At 37.0% G+C, this 16,530-nt stretch carries 18 protein-coding genes and 1 pseudogene; 8 read left to right on the forward strand and 11 right to left on the reverse strand.

Annotated features, from left to right (window positions below; translation table 11 throughout):
* Positions 1–170 precede the first annotated feature (170 nt).
* Together NY607_RS10360 and NY607_RS10365 are read left to right on the forward strand one after the other, a co-directional pair.
* Positions 171–1,181, forward strand: coding sequence for an AraC family transcriptional regulator (locus tag NY607_RS10360; RefSeq protein ID WP_259419636.1), 1,011 nt, complete (start codon positions 171–173; stop codon positions 1,179–1,181).
* Positions 1,182–1,292: 111 nt separating this feature from the next.
* Complete coding sequence (locus NY607_RS10365; protein WP_131521477.1) at positions 1,293–2,087, forward strand: SDR family NAD(P)-dependent oxidoreductase; 795 nt, start codon at positions 1,293–1,295, stop codon at positions 2,085–2,087.
* A 175-nt stretch (positions 2,088–2,262) separates the two neighbouring features.
* Here the strand turns inward: NY607_RS10365 and ade are convergent, their stop codons facing one another.
* Together ade and NY607_RS10375 are read right to left on the reverse strand one after the other, a co-directional pair.
* Positions 2,263–4,008 carry an adenine deaminase gene (gene ade, locus NY607_RS10370; RefSeq protein WP_259419637.1) on the reverse strand — a complete coding sequence of 582 codons (1,746 nt, stop codon included), beginning with the start codon at positions 4,006–4,008 and terminating at the stop codon, positions 2,263–2,265.
* Positions 4,009–4,102: 94 nt separating this feature from the next.
* Positions 4,103–4,525 carry a pyridoxamine 5'-phosphate oxidase family protein gene (locus tag NY607_RS10375; protein WP_259419638.1) on the reverse strand — a complete coding sequence of 141 codons (423 nt, stop codon included), beginning with the start codon at positions 4,523–4,525 and terminating at the stop codon, positions 4,103–4,105.
* 162 nt (positions 4,526–4,687) lie between these two features.
* On the opposite strand from NY607_RS10375, the gene NY607_RS10380 reads away from it, so the two are divergent.
* From NY607_RS10380 to NY607_RS10395, 4 genes are all read left to right on the forward strand, one after another.
* The gene (locus NY607_RS10380) at positions 4,688–5,314 is read left to right on the forward strand and encodes a YczE/YyaS/YitT family protein (protein ID WP_004230690.1); all 627 of its coding nucleotides are present in this window, start codon (positions 4,688–4,690) and stop codon (positions 5,312–5,314) included.
* Positions 5,315–5,459: 145 nt separating this feature from the next.
* The gene (locus NY607_RS10385; RefSeq protein ID WP_259419696.1) at positions 5,460–5,747 is read left to right on the forward strand and encodes a PadR family transcriptional regulator; all 288 of its coding nucleotides are present in this window, start codon (positions 5,460–5,462) and stop codon (positions 5,745–5,747) included.
* Positions 5,734–6,327, forward strand: coding sequence for a DUF2812 domain-containing protein (locus NY607_RS10390; RefSeq protein ID WP_259419639.1), 594 nt, complete (start codon positions 5,734–5,736; stop codon positions 6,325–6,327). Before NY607_RS10385 ends, NY607_RS10390 begins: the two co-directional genes overlap by 14 nt.
* A gap of 57 nt (positions 6,328–6,384) precedes the next feature.
* Positions 6,385–6,540 (forward strand): hypothetical protein, encoded by a 156-nt coding sequence (locus NY607_RS10395; protein WP_193767392.1) that lies wholly within the window; start codon positions 6,385–6,387, stop codon positions 6,538–6,540.
* 310 nt (positions 6,541–6,850) lie between these two features.
* Here NY607_RS10395 and NY607_RS10400 read toward each other — a convergent pair whose 3' ends face one another.
* The gene (locus NY607_RS10400; protein WP_048392414.1) at positions 6,851–7,486 is read right to left on the reverse strand and encodes a 50S ribosomal protein L25/general stress protein Ctc; all 636 of its coding nucleotides are present in this window, start codon (positions 7,484–7,486) and stop codon (positions 6,851–6,853) included.
* Positions 7,487–7,668: 182 nt separating this feature from the next.
* Positions 7,669–8,373: a YjjG family noncanonical pyrimidine nucleotidase gene (locus NY607_RS10405; RefSeq protein ID WP_259419640.1), complete on the reverse strand. Its 705-nt coding sequence runs from the start codon at positions 8,371–8,373 to the stop codon at positions 7,669–7,671.
* 402 nt (positions 8,374–8,775) lie between these two features.
* Between NY607_RS10405 and NY607_RS10410 the strand changes: the two genes are divergently transcribed.
* On the forward strand, positions 8,776–9,030 hold the full coding sequence (locus NY607_RS10410) for a hypothetical protein (protein WP_131521482.1): 255 nt from the start codon (positions 8,776–8,778) through the stop codon (positions 9,028–9,030).
* A 288-nt stretch (positions 9,031–9,318) separates the two neighbouring features.
* On the opposite strand, the gene yfkAB is transcribed toward NY607_RS10410, so the two are convergent.
* Complete coding sequence (gene yfkAB / locus NY607_RS10415; RefSeq protein ID WP_237898171.1) at positions 9,319–10,422, reverse strand: radical SAM/CxCxxxxC motif protein YfkAB; 1,104 nt, start codon at positions 10,420–10,422, stop codon at positions 9,319–9,321.
* A 252-nt stretch (positions 10,423–10,674) separates the two neighbouring features.
* Between yfkAB and NY607_RS10420 the strand changes: the two are divergent.
* A pseudogene (locus tag NY607_RS10420) lies at positions 10,675–10,905 on the forward strand (radical SAM/CxCxxxxC motif protein YfkAB); the annotation flags it as partial.
* Between the two features lie 93 nt (positions 10,906–10,998).
* On the opposite strand, the gene NY607_RS10425 reads toward NY607_RS10420, so the two are convergent.
* From NY607_RS10425 to NY607_RS10450, 6 genes are all read right to left on the reverse strand, one after another.
* Positions 10,999–12,216 carry a hypothetical protein gene (locus tag NY607_RS10425; RefSeq protein ID WP_131521484.1) on the reverse strand — a complete coding sequence of 406 codons (1,218 nt, stop codon included), beginning with the start codon at positions 12,214–12,216 and terminating at the stop codon, positions 10,999–11,001.
* A 13-nt stretch (positions 12,217–12,229) separates the two neighbouring features.
* Entirely contained in the window at positions 12,230–13,057 is an 828-nt protein-coding gene (locus NY607_RS10430) for a hypothetical protein (protein WP_237898172.1), read from the reverse strand.
* Positions 13,054–13,743: an ABC transporter ATP-binding protein gene (locus NY607_RS10435; RefSeq protein ID WP_048392404.1), complete on the reverse strand. Its 690-nt coding sequence runs from the start codon at positions 13,741–13,743 to the stop codon at positions 13,054–13,056. Before NY607_RS10435 ends, NY607_RS10430 begins: the two co-directional genes overlap by 4 nt.
* Positions 13,740–14,129: a GntR family transcriptional regulator gene (locus NY607_RS10440; RefSeq protein WP_004230719.1), complete on the reverse strand. Its 390-nt coding sequence runs from the start codon at positions 14,127–14,129 to the stop codon at positions 13,740–13,742. Before NY607_RS10440 ends, NY607_RS10435 begins: the two co-directional genes overlap by 4 nt.
* A 710-nt stretch (positions 14,130–14,839) precedes the next feature.
* A complete protein-coding gene (locus NY607_RS10445) occupies positions 14,840–15,835 on the reverse strand; it encodes an LLM class flavin-dependent oxidoreductase (RefSeq protein ID WP_131521487.1) in 996 nt (331 codons plus the stop codon).
* A 74-nt stretch (positions 15,836–15,909) separates the two neighbouring features.
* Positions 15,910–16,335 (reverse strand): hypothetical protein, encoded by a 426-nt coding sequence (locus tag NY607_RS10450; protein ID WP_048392403.1) that lies wholly within the window; start codon positions 16,333–16,335, stop codon positions 15,910–15,912.
* Positions 16,336–16,530: the final 195 nt, after the last annotated feature.

A 16,530-nucleotide genomic window follows, 5' to 3' on the forward strand; every position in this document is an offset into this window, starting at 1 on the left:
TAATATTCTTGTTTTCTAAAAATTTGTCGCACATAGCAAGTTAGTAGTCACTGTTTGCTAGTTACAAGGCGTGATTGAAAAGATACTATATACACTGTCCCGTTCAAACAAAGCAGGGCAAAAATCACGATATGAACAATAAATATACATGATGAAGGAGCCTCAAATTGATGTTGTTACATACCTCTAATCGTATTAAAATGCCTTTGGGATTTTGGGAAGGATTACGTCAAGTAGGAATTGCCCCGCAAGACGTGGTTCGTAAAGCACGACTACCTATCACTATTATTAAGGAACCAGTCGTCTCTATAACCCAATATTTTTCGATGTGGCAGGCTTATTCCGATATCATTGACGACACTGCTAGAGGAATCATCAAACTAGCGACTAGCTTTGAACCAACTCATTACCCACCTACTGTCCTAGTAGCCTACCATGTACGTGATTATCGTGATGCGTTAAAGAGAATGGTACGGTACAAACAACTGTGTCCGCCTGAAAGCTTGCGTATCACTGAGGAAGGTGAGGATTGTACAATCGAACTAGATTGGGCGTATACTGAGCAACCTGGTCCACCTATGCTGGTTGGTATCACACTTGCATTTCTTCTTGAGCTCGGACGTCGGGGGACAGGTCAACCGATAGCAGCAAAGTTAGTTGAATTTTCACATCCTATGGGCGATGTACAAACGCTTGAAGAGTATTTCGGTTGCAGTATCCAAATGGGTGCAACGTGTAACCGGTTGACGATACACCGTGGGGATCTGGATCGTCCCTTTGCCTCATATAACTTAGAGTTACTGGAAATGTTGACCCCTCTTCTGGATCAATCGTTGAATGAGCACCAACATAGCAGCTCCTTCACTGAGATGGTTAAATGGATAATAAAACGTAGCTTAGCAGGAGGACGCCCTGACATACAGACAGTCGCGAGCGAGTTAGGAATGAGCGACCGTACCTTGCAGCGCAGGCTTACTAGCGAATGCACGAGCTTTAAGTTTTTGTTAACACAGGTTCGACGTGATCAGGCACGCGAGTATCTAGCAGACCCCTCGCTTGATATTAAAGATGTCGCCTTCCTGATTGGATACGAAGATCAGAACTCGTTTTACCGTGCCTTCCACCTTTGGGAAGGTGATACGCCTTCAAATTGGCGTTCTAAACATGTAGGAACAAATTAGATAAATATAAAATTTTGAAACACAATAGCAATAGTCAGACATTCAAAAAAGTTGGGGTTTTATTTTTACATCCACTTTAGAAAATCAGAATAGATAGAGGAGCAATGTAATATGGATATAGGATTGAACAATAAAACAGCTTTAGTGACCGGATCTACAAGAGGTATAGGGAAAGCAATCGCTATCGAACTAGCCAAAGAAGGTGTGAACGTACTAATAAATGGACGAAATGATGAAGAGGTACAACGCACTGTAAATGAAATTAAATTAACTTATCCATCTACTTTTCCACAAAATGCTACAGCCGATATTGCTGATATACAGCAAAGAGAAGCTTTATTTGAAAAATATCCCTGTATTGATATTTTAGTTAACAATATGGGTATCTATGAAATTATGCCATATGAAGATGTTGATGATGATACATGGGAAAAATACTTTCGTATGAATGTTCTTGCGGCAAATGGATTATCTAAATTTTACTTGCCTAAAATGTTGGAAAATAATTTTGGTCGCATTATTTTTATTGCAAGTGAAGAAGCAATTATGCCCTCGGGACAAATGCCTCAATATTGCATGACAAAAACGATGCTATTATCTTTGTCAAAAAGCCTATCTAAATTAACAATAGGAAGAGAGGTTACAATTAATACAATCATGCCAGGACCAACACTCTCCGAGAATGTGTATCAAATAATTGATGGTATGTTTCCTAATAAAGACATGAGTTTTTCTGAGAAAGAGAGAGAATTTATGATGACAAACCTACCTCAATCAGAAATCCAAAGATTTATCAAACCCATCGAAATAGGGAGAATAACTACATTTGTATGTAGTCCATTTGCATCTGCATTTAAAGGTTCACCGATTCGTATGGATGGTGGTATGGTACCGACAATTTTTTAACATTCCCCTCGTCTCCATGACGATAAATCGCATGGCTGCATATTGCTCGATGAAGGAGCAGAAGGAGCATCTGGGAAAATATATTTCCACGACGTAAAAAAGATTTACCTAATTACGGTATACAGAATGATAATAAACGACCTAATCGCTTACCGCAATTAGGTCGTTCTACCGTCTATGCTTCTACTGAGATATGCTGGAAGGTTGTCACATCAAATAATCCTGTATCTGTTAGCTTTAAAGTGGGAATAACTGGTAATGCCACAAAAGAAAATGTTAGTAAAAAATGGAAATCTAATGTTGGATTAAGCGTCTTTAATGCCCTGTGCAAGCCAGCTAGCTGCTCCTTTGCCTGCTGAGCTGGTACATCTGTCATCAAGCCACCAATGGTTAATGGCATCTCCGCTAGAATTTGGCCATCCGCAACGATCACAAAACCCCCTTGGATTTCCTGAATGCGCGTAAGCGCCAGGACCATATCCTCATCATTTGTACCTACAACAAGGGCATTATGTGAATCATGAGCTACTGTTGTGGCTACTGCTCCTTTTTGTAAGCCAAAGCCTTTGACGATTCCTAAACCTGTCGTGTGTAACTGATGATGACGTTCGATGACGGCTAGTTTCAATAAATCTTGTTCTACAGACGGGACAAAGACACCTTCCTTTACAGGTACATCCATTACTACATGATTGGTAATTAGCTGATTTGGCACAATCTCCATTACATTCGCCTTTGTACCCTTTGTGAATGCTAGTTGTAGCCTATCCTTTGTAATGGTTGGTAAATGGACAGATTGGTGGATATGAGCAGGTACAACTGGCTCTTGACGATTTGTCAGCATTTTACCATCTTCAGCCACTTTCTGCCCATTTTTCCATACAGCCTTTGCCTGCATTGTGGACAAATTCTCTACTAACACAAAATCTGCCTTATAGCCTGGTGCAAGTACACCTCGATCCAATAAACGATAGCATTCTGCGGTGTTTACGGTTGCTAACTGGATTGCTTGCAATGGTGGCATTCCTTCAGCTATTGCCATGGCGATATCATAATTGATGCTACCTTCGTCAATTAACTCATCCACATATTTATCATCTGTACAAAATCCAAAGCGACGAGCATTATGTGACTGGACAGCTGGCAATAAATCACGTAAGTTTTTCGCGGCTGAGCCCTCTCGGATTAGTACATACATCCCCTGCTCTACACGGTCAATGGCTTCCTCAGCCGTTACACATTCATGATCTGTGTGAATACCCGCAGCTCGATAGCCTGTAATTTGTTCGCTTTGTAGACCTGCACAATGCCCATCAATGACTAAATTTGCTTCCTGCGATAATAAAATTTTCTGAAGCATGTCCTCTTGTCCATTTAATACCGCTGGGAAATCCATCACCTCTGCTAATCCTCGAACCTGTTCATGTTGTAAAAATGGCGCCAAATCCTTAGCCGTTAGTGTAGCACCTGCATTTTCAAACTGTGTACCCGGTACACTGGATGGCAGCATCACAAAAATATCCATATCTGCCTTTTGTGCATCATCGAGCATAAATTGAATACCTTCTGCTCCTGCGACATTGGCGATCTCATGAGGGTCTGTCATCACTGTTGTAATCCCATGAGGAAGTAAAACGCGACTAAATTCCCCTGGTGTCAACATAGAAGACTCAATATGTATATGACCATCAATTAAACCAGGAATGACATAGCCTCCTGCCGCATCCTCTTCCTGTTTAGCGTGAAACTTATTCGTGCGATCTAGAGCAACAATCACACCATTCTTTACGACGATATCTGCTTTTTGCCATGTTAACGAAAAAACATCCGCAATTTGCGCATTTCTCAGTATAAAATCTGCCTCTAGTTTTCCTTGAGATGATAATACATTTTGTGTTAGCTGCTGTAATTTTATCGACATAACCTATACTCCTTTTTCTTTTAAGAACTATCATGCCAAAAAGATGCTAACCATTGCAACTATTTGTCGTTACATCAGTAAAAAACGACCATTGTCAATGGTCGTTTGAAAATTCTAGCTCTTTAGGTGGTTGCCCTTTTTTATTCATCAAGCGCATACGAATAGGCTCAATCTTTAATGTCACCATTTCATCCTGATTGCCAATAAAGATACTCGTAAAAAATTCAGCTAGTTTATTTTTTATCCCTTCTTCATGTACTTCCGTAAGCTTGCCTTCTATTTCTACATACGTATCACCAAAGCCACCATTTTCGTAGCCATATAAAATATGGGTATATGGTTTTTTGCGTAGCTCTTCCATTTTTTCTGAATGTTTATTCGTCACTGTATACAATACAAAATCTTCATGCTGGAATGTCATGTATCGAGAGTAAGGTTTGCCATTTTCTACAGTTGCCATTGTGCCAATCTTTTCTCGGTTTAACACTTCTAAAATTTCATCACGTACAGAAGTCATAGTATCCCATCCTTTCATATATATCTATTTTGCCCTCTCCCAAGAAAGCTAAACCGTCTTTTTTTGAAAAATGTGAAATGACAATCTTCGAGCATATTGAAAATCTATTGTTATAATAACTGGATGGACAACAGGAATTTTCGAATGAATGAGGGTTAAAAAATGAAACAAGCTTTTTTTACGCGCTGTTTGTTTTTCATAACAGGCATTATCGTGCTTTCTTTTGGTATCACATTAACAATTAAAGGCCAACTCTTTGGAGTGGGCTCATGGGATGTACTACATATTGGTTTAACAAAAACAGTAGGCCTATCAATCGGTTCATGGTCCATTATTTTGGGACTTGCTATTTTAGCGTTTGATATGCTGATTACAAAAAAATTCCCTTTACCTGGAACGTTTATCGATATGTTTTTGGCTGGCATTTTTATTGATATTTTCAACTATTGGCTACCCGATATTGATGGTTTTTGGATGCAACTTATTTCTTACCTTACAGGGTTAGTGTTGCTAGGCTGGGGCTGTGGGATGTATATGGTGGCGAATTTAGGTATTGGACCTCGGGATACACTCATGCTGATGATGGTCCATAAGCTTGGCTGGAGTGTGACTCGCTCTCGTACAACAATGGAAGTAACAGTTGCAATCATTGGCTTCCTACTTGGCGGTCCTATAGGCATCGGTACGGTATTTATGGCATTTGGACTTGGACCAATTGTACAATTTGCCTTATCCTATAACGAAAAATTATTTATGCGATGGACAGGCGTGAAAAGCGCCGTTGTCTAAACTTTAATGACAATGCAGTTTTTGCATTGTCTTTTTTTACGGTTGAAATATACAGTCCAACTATATATAATCAAACTATATAGTCCAACTGTATATTTGAGGTGAAGATGTGAAAAAACATAAATTATTACCTTTATCCGAAACCATGCATTATATTCTACTCGCCTTACGTGAACCGCTACATGGCTATGCGATGATGCAAAAAATTGAGGAAATGAGTGCTGGTACAGTCCGAATTGCTGCAGGTACGATGTATGGAGCCATTGACAATTTATTGAAATATCATTGGATTACACCTGTTGAAACCCAGGATACAAGACGCAAGGTTTATCAAACGACAGAAGAGGGTCTAGAAATATTAGCCGCAGAGCAACAAAGATTGCAGCACATTTTATCTTTATATGAGGGAGCTGGCGAACATGATAAAGTTTAAAGTCTTTTTTTATATCGAAAAGGAAGAGCGTTGGTTAAACGAAATGTTAGCCAAGGGTTGGCTATGCTCCAACATAAACTCAGCAGGTATTTATACATTTCAGCCTACTGAAGATCTTGAACAAGTTATTCGGATTGATTGTCAGCAGGAGCTTCGCAAAGAAAAGAAAGCGACCTATAAGCAATTACATGAGGATTTTGGCTGGCGTATAGTAAAAGAAAAAGCCTATGACGGCACCTACTATTGGTTAAAAAGAAAAGATGGCAATGATGAATTATTTTCAGATCATGATTCCCACATTGCGAAATATAAACGTTTAATGAAACAAGCAAGCAACTGGGCCATACTGTCATTTATCTTCTTAATGATTTTTTATGCCAACGATAGTTACTACTCCCTTTTCAGTATAAAAAATGCGTATTTTACACCTGGTTTATGGGAGAAAGAAGGGTTTTCTTTCCTTTTTGCCTTTTTATTTGAAACACCCTTTGCTATCGGGCGCTTTATCCCACCATGGCTATTTTTAGTAACTTGTAGTATTTACATCACACTGTATTATCGTTATCGTAAATCCATATAGCAATTTTTATAGCAAATAACAAGGAGCCTCTTACGTAGTGTAAGGAGGCTCCTCATAGTGTTGAAAAACAAAACAATCAATAGAATTTTTGTGAAAGGTGAAAATGGATTTCTGTTGCAGGCTACTTGCTTTCCTGTGGGCAATAAAGTGAAGGTGTTCATTACTCTTTATGAAGAGGTGTTGTCACGCATCACTTCTCCACCTTGGAAATAAGAACTTATCCCCTCTAAGAATACAGATAATGGGCTATTTGATCGCTATGCTAGTATGAAAAAGTAAAGACACTTTGCAGAATGGTTGATTGGAGTGGAGCCAGCGTCACGCCTAGGGGATTTAGCGTCACTGAGGAGACCCTGGAGCGAGCGCAAGTGAGTGAAGCGGCTCATCGGACGCCCCCTGGAAAGGACGCTGGCGGAACGGAAATCAACCTCTCACCTTGCTAAAAGGTCTTTTTCTGCTAGTGACATGATCTTTTTCAACAACAGGAGGAGCCCCTTACGTAGTAAGGAGGCTCATCTTTCCTTTATGCTTCTGGTTCAGCAGTATTTTGTCCTGTTGCTTCCATCACTTCTGGTGTATCGTCCACTGTATCATCTTCCTGTACGTTTTCAGCAGCAGGTGGTGTAATCGTCACGAGTGTGTAGTCATCCTCTTGTAAAATTTCAAACGAGAACTGTTGACGAATATCTCCGACGTATAGAGAAGTCCCAATTGCAACATTTGTAACATCTATTTCAATGGTTTCTGGAATGTCAGTTGGCTTCACTTTAATACGCACTTCACGATTAGGCTGGAGCAGGAATCCGCCATCAGCAACTCCTACTGCATCCCCAATTACAGTCACTGGAATATCCACTTCTAGCTCCTCTGACATATTGATGGATTTAAAATCCACATGCTTAACATTCCCTTTTAATGCACAACGTTGTACCTCTGTCAAAACTGCATTAATCCGTTTTCCTTCAACATCTAATTGGAAAACACTTTTTGTGCCGTGTGTAGCTAACATTTTTGCAAAGGCTCTCGCATCTAACATAATCGCCGTTGATTCCATTTGAAAGCCGTAAACTACACCTGGAATGCCCCCATTTTGTCGAAGCTGTGTTAAAGAAGATTGTTGTCCCTTTTGACGTTTACTGGCAGTTAAAACCATATTCATCGAATATTTCCCCTTTCATGGAAACTAGTCTCATAAAAGGTTTTGCCTTTTCTATTGTATTTTATACATAGCAAGCAAGCGATTATTTGGTCAGCCTGGTAGTAATAATTTAAATTTTATTAGCGAAAAAACATAAAAAAACACCTCCTCTGTTCATGGAACAAAGGAAGTGTCTTTCTGTCTTAATATAGTGCTATTTTTGTATGCAATAGCTCATGTAACTCATGCAATTTTTTAATTTCATAATGTGGTTCAATACCACTCGTATTTTCAACATTGCGGATGTTAAACCAGCATGTATCAATGCCTGACAGCAATCCGCCTTTAATGTCTGATGTCAAAGAATCGCCGATTATAAGCGTTTTAGCTTTATCAAAATGCTCAATCCGCTCAAATACATAATCAAAAAAGGCAGGCATTGGTTTTTGATAGCCCGTTTGCTCGGAGATAAAGATGCCTTTAAAATATTGTGCTAAATCGGCATCCACTAGTCGTTTATTTTGTGTCAACGTTACGCCATTTGATACGACATACAAATGATAGTGATTGGCTAGTTGAGCGATGACTTCATAAGCTCCCTCTACATAATGATGTGCTTCCTGTAAGTATTTTTGGAATAACGATTCAAAGTAGACACCATCGACCTCCATCCCAAATTCCTTTAAAGCAATCGCAAATCTTGTATTATGTAGTGTATTTTTGGTCACTTCCCCACGCTCAAAAGCTCGCCACATCGATTCATTAATTTCTTTGTAACGCGCTATCATCTCGGGCGTAGTGGCTATCTTTTCCTCGCTGAACATGCGGTCAAGTGCTGCATTTTCAGCTAAATCAAAATCTAGTAATGTATCATCTACGTCAAACAATAATATCTCATATTTCGTCATGTTCATTCCCACTTTCTTTAATGCATTATGACTTTTACTCTATATCATGATAACGTTTTTTATGAAAAATAACAGTAAAATGTCCTATGACAGAATATTAGAACATGTATGCGCTTTATACACATGCTTATCCGTCCATTGAAACGAGGGAACTTTTTCGATAATGGAAAAAAATGTTCGTCTAGCCCTAAAATAGCCCGTTCTGCAATTTCATATTTGAAATTATCGTTGAATATGAGACAATAGAATGCTAGAAAGGAAGATGTACGAAAGATGACGACCTTACAAAAACGAAAATGTTAGAGTAATTGCTTCCGTTGCAGGTTTTAGTATGAATGAACAATTAAGAGGTACTGGTGATTGGTATTTTAATACAAAGCCATATTAAGGAGGTTTATAGGTTTGCAAAAGTCTAGCATATTTAATAGAATTGCGTTAGTAGTGCTGTCTATTATGGTTATCGGGGTTCTTTATTCTTTCATTTGGCATAAAGAGCGTTTTGATAGACCAATTTGGATACAAGTTGTGATGACTTTTTGCTTTTTAATGTTGAGTATAAATAACTTCAGACTAAGGAAATACGCTATGGGTTGGGTTTTTGCTGGAGTAGTAGTAGCTTTTGGAATCAGTATATTTTGGGGCACTACTGCTGTTTAATCAAGCAACACCATGTCAGTAAACTTAGATCAGCCAACGATTTCTTGTTAATTTTTATGACAAAACTTCAAATTCAGATAAAGAGTAAAACGACTGTTTAAAAAGAATGGTCTTACAAAGACAAAGGCTCAAAGCTGTGAATAACAGGCTATAGGCCTTTTTCTTTGTATTAAGGTACAAGTAAATTGTGTTTTGACAAACTTTTAAATTTAAACTGAGTAGAAAAATTATATAGTATATATCGCTAAAAAACCTCCAATGGTTATTCCAATGGAGGTCTTCAATTCATTATTTAACTGAGCCACTAATAAATGTTTTATCAGGATAATACATATTCTTTACAATTACATTTGGTCCTAAACATTTGACTGCTGGACAGTGGCAATTAATTGATTTAGAAATATTGGAATCTAACCACCGTTCGTAAATTTGAGGTAATGATTCATTTTTTATATTTCCGAAAGCCGAACCGTCATCTGAGAAATCCGTAACCGATATATCCCCTGTGAAAATATTTAAATTCATTCTTGATCGTCCATCAACATCATTTCTGATTGTTATATTATGTTCACTATTGATTCGCTTGATTAACGCTAAATCTCGCTCATCTTGACTACAAGGGTAAAATGGCAATGTACCAAACAATACCCATATGTCTTTATTTCTATAATCAAGAATTTCATTCACAACTTTTCTGTATTCCTCCAAACTAATAACTTCTAAATTTTCAGCGAAGTCACTAGCATACATAGGATGAATTTCGTGTCGCTTACATAACATTTCGTTAGCCACTTCATTATGAATTTTCTCCATATAGGGTACAGTATTACGATTTAACATTGTTTCTGCTGATACAAACATCCCTCCTTTGGAAAGTTCCCTTGCATTGTCGAAAATATTACGATATAAATTGCCTCTATATTCAATTGAAGGTTGCTTTTCCATCATAGCGAAGCCTGTTTCAACAAATTCTTTTTCATCACACCAGTTATGTGATATGTGCATAACATCTAGATAAGGAGCAATTAATTCGTAATGAGACATAGGCAAAGTTAAATTCGAATTAATTTGCGTCTTAATTCCCCTACCCTTAGCGTATTTCAAAAGTGGTAACAAATTTTCCTTTATACCCTTTTTAGTCATTAAAGGTTCTCCACCTGTAAAACTCATTGTACGTAAAGTTTCCACCTCATCTAACTTGTGGATAATTTCTTCTGTAGGTAATGCTGGTAATTCTTTGGTTAATAATGTGTAGCCAACTGCACAATGCGAACATCTCATATTACATAAATGTGTTGTAGTAAATTCAATATTTGATAAAGTTAATTTCCCATACCTATCAATGTCATGGTAACTTTCCCATTCATCATGAGTTTTCTGTACTGTAAACATATAAAAAACTTCCTTTCCATGCTTATAATTTTCGCACAGATAAAATAATTTTTAAAGTGCATTTATTTATAAATTATCTCGGAATCGAACTTAATCTTTATTATAACTTTTTTATTATTTTGTTTACATCTGCTCTATTTCTGACAACTCTATCTTCGTATCCTCTTTTATCTTCTATACAATTAATTTTTCTTGCGCCACTGTAATTACAAGGAGTTTAAATTATATGCTTTTATTTTCGATTTACAGTAAACAGGCGATGTGATTGTTACCGACTTTGGTGACACACCAGCCCTCGGCACTATTGTACATGACGAACTACCATTGATTTTTGATAAATGGATGGCAACCGACTTGGCAAAATCACTTAACTGCCACTGTCCAGCAGTCAAATGCTTAGGGCCAAATGTACTTGTAAAAAATATGTATTATCAAGATGCCGCGTTTGTGAGTGGCTCTGCTCGTGTATACGTTCATCGATAAAGAAAGAAACTCCATGTTGAACAAAGACTGATCAACATGGAGTTTCTTTTATATATGGCGTTATAGATTGTAGGTTGTCCTTATACCTGTTCTTTAAGGCATTATATATAATTGTTCGATCGTAAGTGAGGAATCCGCCTCTTGATTTTTCTTGTCTTCGGAAATGATTTTCCCTTCATAAATCAATCCACCTGTACGTAAATCAACGATAGACAACCACTGTCCATCAGAAACACGATATATTAAATAAAATTTTCCCTCTGCTATACGTAAATATGGAGCATCATTCTCATTCGTAATGCTTGAATATTGAAGGGTTAAGGGGTCTTCCCACTGTTTCTTTTCAATATGATATCGATTCAGCGTTAAACCATTGGCTGAATATACAGGAATGTATATCGTTTCTTTATGAATAAGCATTGACTTCCGATAGGGTTTTAATTCTTCTGGCATAGTCCATTCCTCTGCTTCATTCTTGGCATTATTATAGAGATATATTTGACTAGAGATAATTTCTGGCTCAGTACCTTCTTTTCGATCACTATATTTTTCTACCATATATAAATAATAATTTTCGTTTTGAGTAGTAGTATTGTTTTCATTAAAAATACGGATACTGGAAGTGCCTCTTTCTTCTGACACTAATTCTGCAAGGATGTCGTCCTTTACTAATTCCTTCTTGTTCTCATCAATCGTATAGACATGCAACTCTTCCCTACCTTTTATAAGATAGTTGGCTGATAAATAGTTTGTTGTTAATATATTTATTTTTCCATTCCCTACGTAGACGTCATTTACATTAATCCAATCATAGCTTGCTTTGACTGGTATATCGATCTTAAAGGAAGAACTATCATTTGTTTTTTTATCAAGTGTATCAATTTGAAGCGTTATAACATTGCCTCTAGCTTCTTTTCGACCATCATCTAGAAATATTGTGTAAGTCAAATGTGATTTGTCTTCATAATATTTTCTTGGATCAAATTCTTTCCCACGCATAAAATTACGGTGTTCCTCAATATATTTTCGAAGAATCATAGGTTCATTCGGTGCCATCAAATCTCTAAAAAAAGACTGACTATTGGGATTCGTGGAACCATCCTTTGATATGTACAACATATGATAAAGATCATTACTTTGATAACTTGTTTGAAGAATAAGATTTTCGATTTCTTCCTTATTTCCGCTGATCGTTTCAATTTTATAGGTTCTATCATTTTTAGAAGCCATTGCTGTTTTTTGGATATAGTAAGAACTGATAAACACCACGATGAAGAAACTAATACTGATTGTTTTCCAATATTTTTTCATTGTTATACCTCCTCTAGACCCTGATTTTATATTTTAGTAAATGATTCGCAATCCAAATGGCACTGCCTAAAACAATCGTGCTCGTAACCAGTACCATTAAGAAAATTTCAAGTGGGTAAAAGTAATTTGTATAAACATTAACTAATAGGATTGGAGCAAAAAATACCCCAAGTGACAGTAAGCCATAAAAAATAGCGTAAAAAATCCCTTTTAAACCATAACTCCGCTCAATTAAAATCGCGGTAAATATTACTGCCACGAAAAGTAACCCAAGTGCATATACCAGAATAAACTCTGTAAAGCTAGTCGGATACAGCCACCTCCACATATTTAAAGTAGAACTAGCATAAATTGAGAAATTTGATTGGAGGTCTATTGGTATAATTTTATTCACTATTTGTTTTTCCATCAAAATTAGCAAGATTTGCAAAGCAATCAAGCCAAGAACTAAAAGCATAATCGTCGTTAATTTCGCAAAATAAATGGCGATTCTTTCAGTTGGTAACATGAATAATCTGTAAATAAATGTATTTTTACCAAACCAATCTCGATACCAAATAAAGAAAACATAGATCATCAACATGGCGATACAAAAAAAGATTGGCAGCAGAAACCATTCTGAATCAGTGAATCGATCGAAAGAAAAAGTCCCGTATTGCTCCACATACTGGTTCATGGATAACTGGTTTTCTGCCATCAACTGTTTAGCATTTTTCATATAGGTTTGTGAGATAATTCCCGCTCCTATAAGCTGGCTGAGCATGGTCAAGCCTATTAAAATCAAATACAATTTAAAAAATCTATTTACTTCAAAATTAACAAGTTTTAAATAGTTTTTCATGCTCGATATACCTCCCTCATCACATCAACCACTGATTTCCCTTCATTTTCACGTACTTCCTCCACGCTAAATTCCCTCAATACTGCACCGTCATCCATAAGGACTGCTTTATCAATCAAATGCTCAATATCACTAATTTCATGCGTTGTTATAATGACACCACGTTCTTCAATTAAATGGCTTGTAAACACCTCTGCAATCTGCTCACGAGAGAAAATATCAATGCCAGAGAATGGTTCATCCATCAGTAAATAATCGACATCAAGTGACAATCCCAGTAGCATATTCACTTTTGCTGTATTTCCTTTCGATAAGTTAGCAATACGTTCATTCGGATCAAGTTTAAAAAATTGTAATAATTCTTCTGCCCTCTGAGGATTCCAGCTTTTATAAAAATCAGCCATGAACGCAAAAGCTTCATTGATTTTCATTTGTGGCAACATCGTTATTGTGTCTGGGATGAAGGTTATTTTTTCAAAACTTTCTTTTGTGATTTTTTCTCCATCCATTAAAATTTCACCACTATTAATTGGGGTGAGCGCCATAATAGCTTTCATAATGGTCGTCTTACCTACACCATTTATTCCTATTAAACAAGTAATCTCTCCTTTTTCTGCAGTAAAAGAAATGTCTTTTAAAACCTGTTTCCTGCCGTATTTCTTGTTAACATTTTTTACTTCTATCATTTCGATTCCTCCGCTTCTCCGCTTTCGGCATCATGTTTTTTCTTTACAAGTTCCAATACTTCGGCTAAAGGCACATCGATAGATTTAATAGAGCCTAAAAATAAGTCAACCGCTTCGATAATCAATTCCTCACGGACATTTTTAAGGACTGCTTCATCTTTCGTAATGCAGCTAGGCATATTCCCCTCTGTAAAAATCAATCCTTGTTCCTCCATTTCCTTATAAGCTCGTTGTGCAGTATTTGGGTTAATCTTTAACTGATTGGCTAATTCCCTTCTGGATGGAATCTCCTGACCTGGCTCATAAAATCCCTTGGCAATTTGTTCTTTCAAATGCCGAATCACTTGGACATACACCGGGTCCCGATTATTAAAATTTATAGTCAAATAACTCAACTCCTCAAAAATTAATTCCGCGTATTAAACACTTAATACACAGTATGTAGAATGATGGGTTGCACCTATCAACATGGACATATTTTTTCTCACGTTAACACCTCATCGTATTAAGCACTTAATACACCGACAATAAAAAAATGTATTAAGCATATAATACACTTCTTGAAATGTATTATATGCTTAATACACATTTTAAGTCAACCACATTTATGGAAATATCTATCAATAATTAAAATCACAGCCAGTTCTAGCATGTACATCATGGATGCAAATATACTTTTCTTCAAACAGACGAGTGTTTTTATTTTCATTGTTAGTTAGTAATAAATGTATGTTTTCTTGTATTTACTTCTTTAGCACAAAAAATTAAATTTTATGGTCACTAGAGGTATAAGAAATAGAGGTAGGGCTATACTATTAAAGATTTCACTTCAAATCCAATGACTAGGAGGGTTAACCCGATGAGTGCGATTGATCGATAACTCAGAAGGACCATCAAAACTGAATAAGCTAAAGTACAGATTTCTTAGGAATATCTTAAGATCCTATGCGGAAGCGAGGCAGTGTGTCATGGAGCAGAAAATGTAAGTGGTAATCAGACCCGGAAGTAAATTTCCGGGTTTTTCTAATTGTAAAATCGCTATTCTATTTCAGCTAAATACATAAAAGCCATATTCAGATGAATATGGCTTTTCCTCTTATCTGATTAATTCCTTCGCAAGGAATCTATAGGTATTTAAACGACTTTCTAATGCATATTGATTGCAATTTAGCATCACTTCATCAAAGCCATAGCGTTCTTGCTCAGCGCTTAAAAAAGCAGCAATATCTTGGGGTGTCCCGACAAGATTCGCCTTGCGATTATTGTCAATCGTCAATTTATCCATTTCAGTTAATGGATAATCTTTCGCTTCTTCGGGTGACATTGTTTGAATGATTTGCCCTTTCATTAATTGAAGACGAGAAATATCAATCGGTTTAGCTAAATATTCCGCTTCTTCTAGGGTTGGGGCAACTGTTGCTGCATATGTCACAATGATTTGTGGTTTATCCATATAATAAGAAGGCGTAAAATAGGCTTTATAGGCATCAAAGATATCCTTTGACATATTGCCCGTGAAAAATTGTGCATACGAATAGCCTACTCCCAGCTGGCCAGCCTGCATTGCGCTCTGACCACTAGAACCTAGTAACCAAGCCTCTGGTAATGAAATATGAGCAGGAGCTGCAACGACTTGATCATAGACATGTTCACCTGTTTTTTGATTATTCATTAGCTTTAATATGATTTCTAGCTTATCATACTGTTCTGTGAAGCGTTGTCGTCTTCCCTCTGCCAAGGCATAGATAGCGGCATGATCACCACCAGGAGCTCTCCCCACACCAAAATCAATACGATTGGGTGCCAGCCCCGATAATGTTTTAAAGACCTCTGCTAGCTTATAGGGTGAATAATGCATCATCATGACACCACCCGTACCAATGCGAAGCCGCTGTGTTTTAGCAGCTAAAAAAGCAGCAGTTACTTCAGGAGCTGAACTCGCCAATGACTGGCTATTATGGTGTTCAGCAAGCCACATACGGTGATAGCCAAGCTCTTCACCTAGCAATGCCAGCTGTTCTGTACGTTGGAAGGCCTCTTCTGCAGAATGACCTTTTGGAATCGGCATTTGATCTAAAATACTTAATCTCATGTAAAACATCCTCTCTGTCTCTAGCTCCCCCTTTTACTGTAATACAGTTTGGATGATTTACAAAATAAAAAACCTTACTCATAAGCTAGTTGTTTCTTTTCCCAAGTGTGATAGACCATGCCAACAAGCTTTTGTTGTTGTTGCTGGTTTAATACGACTTCTTTAAATTTCATTGCCTCTAGGGAAAATTGCTGCGTTTGTTCGTTCACGACAAATTGGAGAATAGCATGTCCTTTTTCGTCTTGAAACGTAATATCACCTGACAATTCTACAACTTGCTCCCCAGTTTTTGCTTCATAATAGCGCCAGTAAGGTTCATAAAAAGCGTAATTAAACGCATTTCGAACTGTGACATCTGAAAAATTCTCCAAATAGCCTTCCTTTACGGTATCAATATACTCATGATCTGTTATATCTTTTTTTGCATTAAAGACATACCCTACAAGTACGCCCATAAACACAACACAGAGAAATACACGTATATGATTTCCTAAACTCATGTCATCACGTCCCCTTTACGTAAAAACACCATTATCTACATAATACATCAAAATAATGACTCCAAGTAGAATTTTTTTGAGTTATGTAGAAATTGTCGTCATTTTCTATCGGATCACTTCACTTATTTCTATTAAAAAATAGCAGCTAGAGTATTTACAGCCTATCCTCAGTTCGCTACTATCAGATTATTATGA

Source organism: Lysinibacillus sp. A4 (assembly GCF_024919535.1).
Taxonomy (GTDB): Bacteria; Bacillota; Bacilli; order Bacillales_A; family Planococcaceae; genus Lysinibacillus; species Lysinibacillus capsici.

Bases quoted from the DNA above. Each gene is read 5' to 3' on its own strand.
- NY607_RS10360 (WP_259419636.1), top strand. From the start codon at position 171: ATGTTGTTACATACCTCTAATCGTATTAAAATGCCTTTGGGATTTTGG.
- NY607_RS10365 (WP_131521477.1), top strand. From the start codon at position 1,293: ATGGATATAGGATTGAACAATAAAACAGCTTTAGTGACCGGATCTACA.
- ade (WP_259419637.1), bottom strand. From the start codon at position 4,008: ATGTCGATAAAATTACAGCAGCTAACACAAAATGTATTATCATCTCAA.
- NY607_RS10375 (WP_259419638.1), bottom strand. From the start codon at position 4,525: ATGACTTCTGTACGTGATGAAATTTTAGAAGTGTTAAACCGAGAAAAG.
- NY607_RS10380 (WP_004230690.1), top strand. From the start codon at position 4,688: ATGAAACAAGCTTTTTTTACGCGCTGTTTGTTTTTCATAACAGGCATT.
- NY607_RS10385 (WP_259419696.1), top strand. From the start codon at position 5,460: ATGCATTATATTCTACTCGCCTTACGTGAACCGCTACATGGCTATGCG.
- NY607_RS10390 (WP_259419639.1), top strand. From the start codon at position 5,734: ATGATAAAGTTTAAAGTCTTTTTTTATATCGAAAAGGAAGAGCGTTGG.
- NY607_RS10400 (WP_048392414.1), bottom strand. From the start codon at position 7,486: ATGAATATGGTTTTAACTGCCAGTAAACGTCAAAAGGGACAACAATCT.
- NY607_RS10405 (WP_259419640.1), bottom strand. From the start codon at position 8,373: ATGACGAAATATGAGATATTATTGTTTGACGTAGATGATACATTACTA.
- yfkAB (WP_237898171.1), bottom strand. From the start codon at position 10,422: ATGTTTACAGTACAGAAAACTCATGATGAATGGGAAAGTTACCATGAC.
- NY607_RS10425 (WP_131521484.1), bottom strand. From the start codon at position 12,216: ATGAAAAAATATTGGAAAACAATCAGTATTAGTTTCTTCATCGTGGTG.
- NY607_RS10430 (WP_237898172.1), bottom strand. From the start codon at position 13,057: ATGAAAAACTATTTAAAACTTGTTAATTTTGAAGTAAATAGATTTTTT.
- NY607_RS10435 (WP_048392404.1), bottom strand. From the start codon at position 13,743: ATGATAGAAGTAAAAAATGTTAACAAGAAATACGGCAGGAAACAGGTT.
- NY607_RS10445 (WP_131521487.1), bottom strand. From the start codon at position 15,835: ATGAGATTAAGTATTTTAGATCAAATGCCGATTCCAAAAGGTCATTCT.
- NY607_RS10450 (WP_048392403.1), bottom strand. From the start codon at position 16,335: ATGAGTTTAGGAAATCATATACGTGTATTTCTCTGTGTTGTGTTTATG.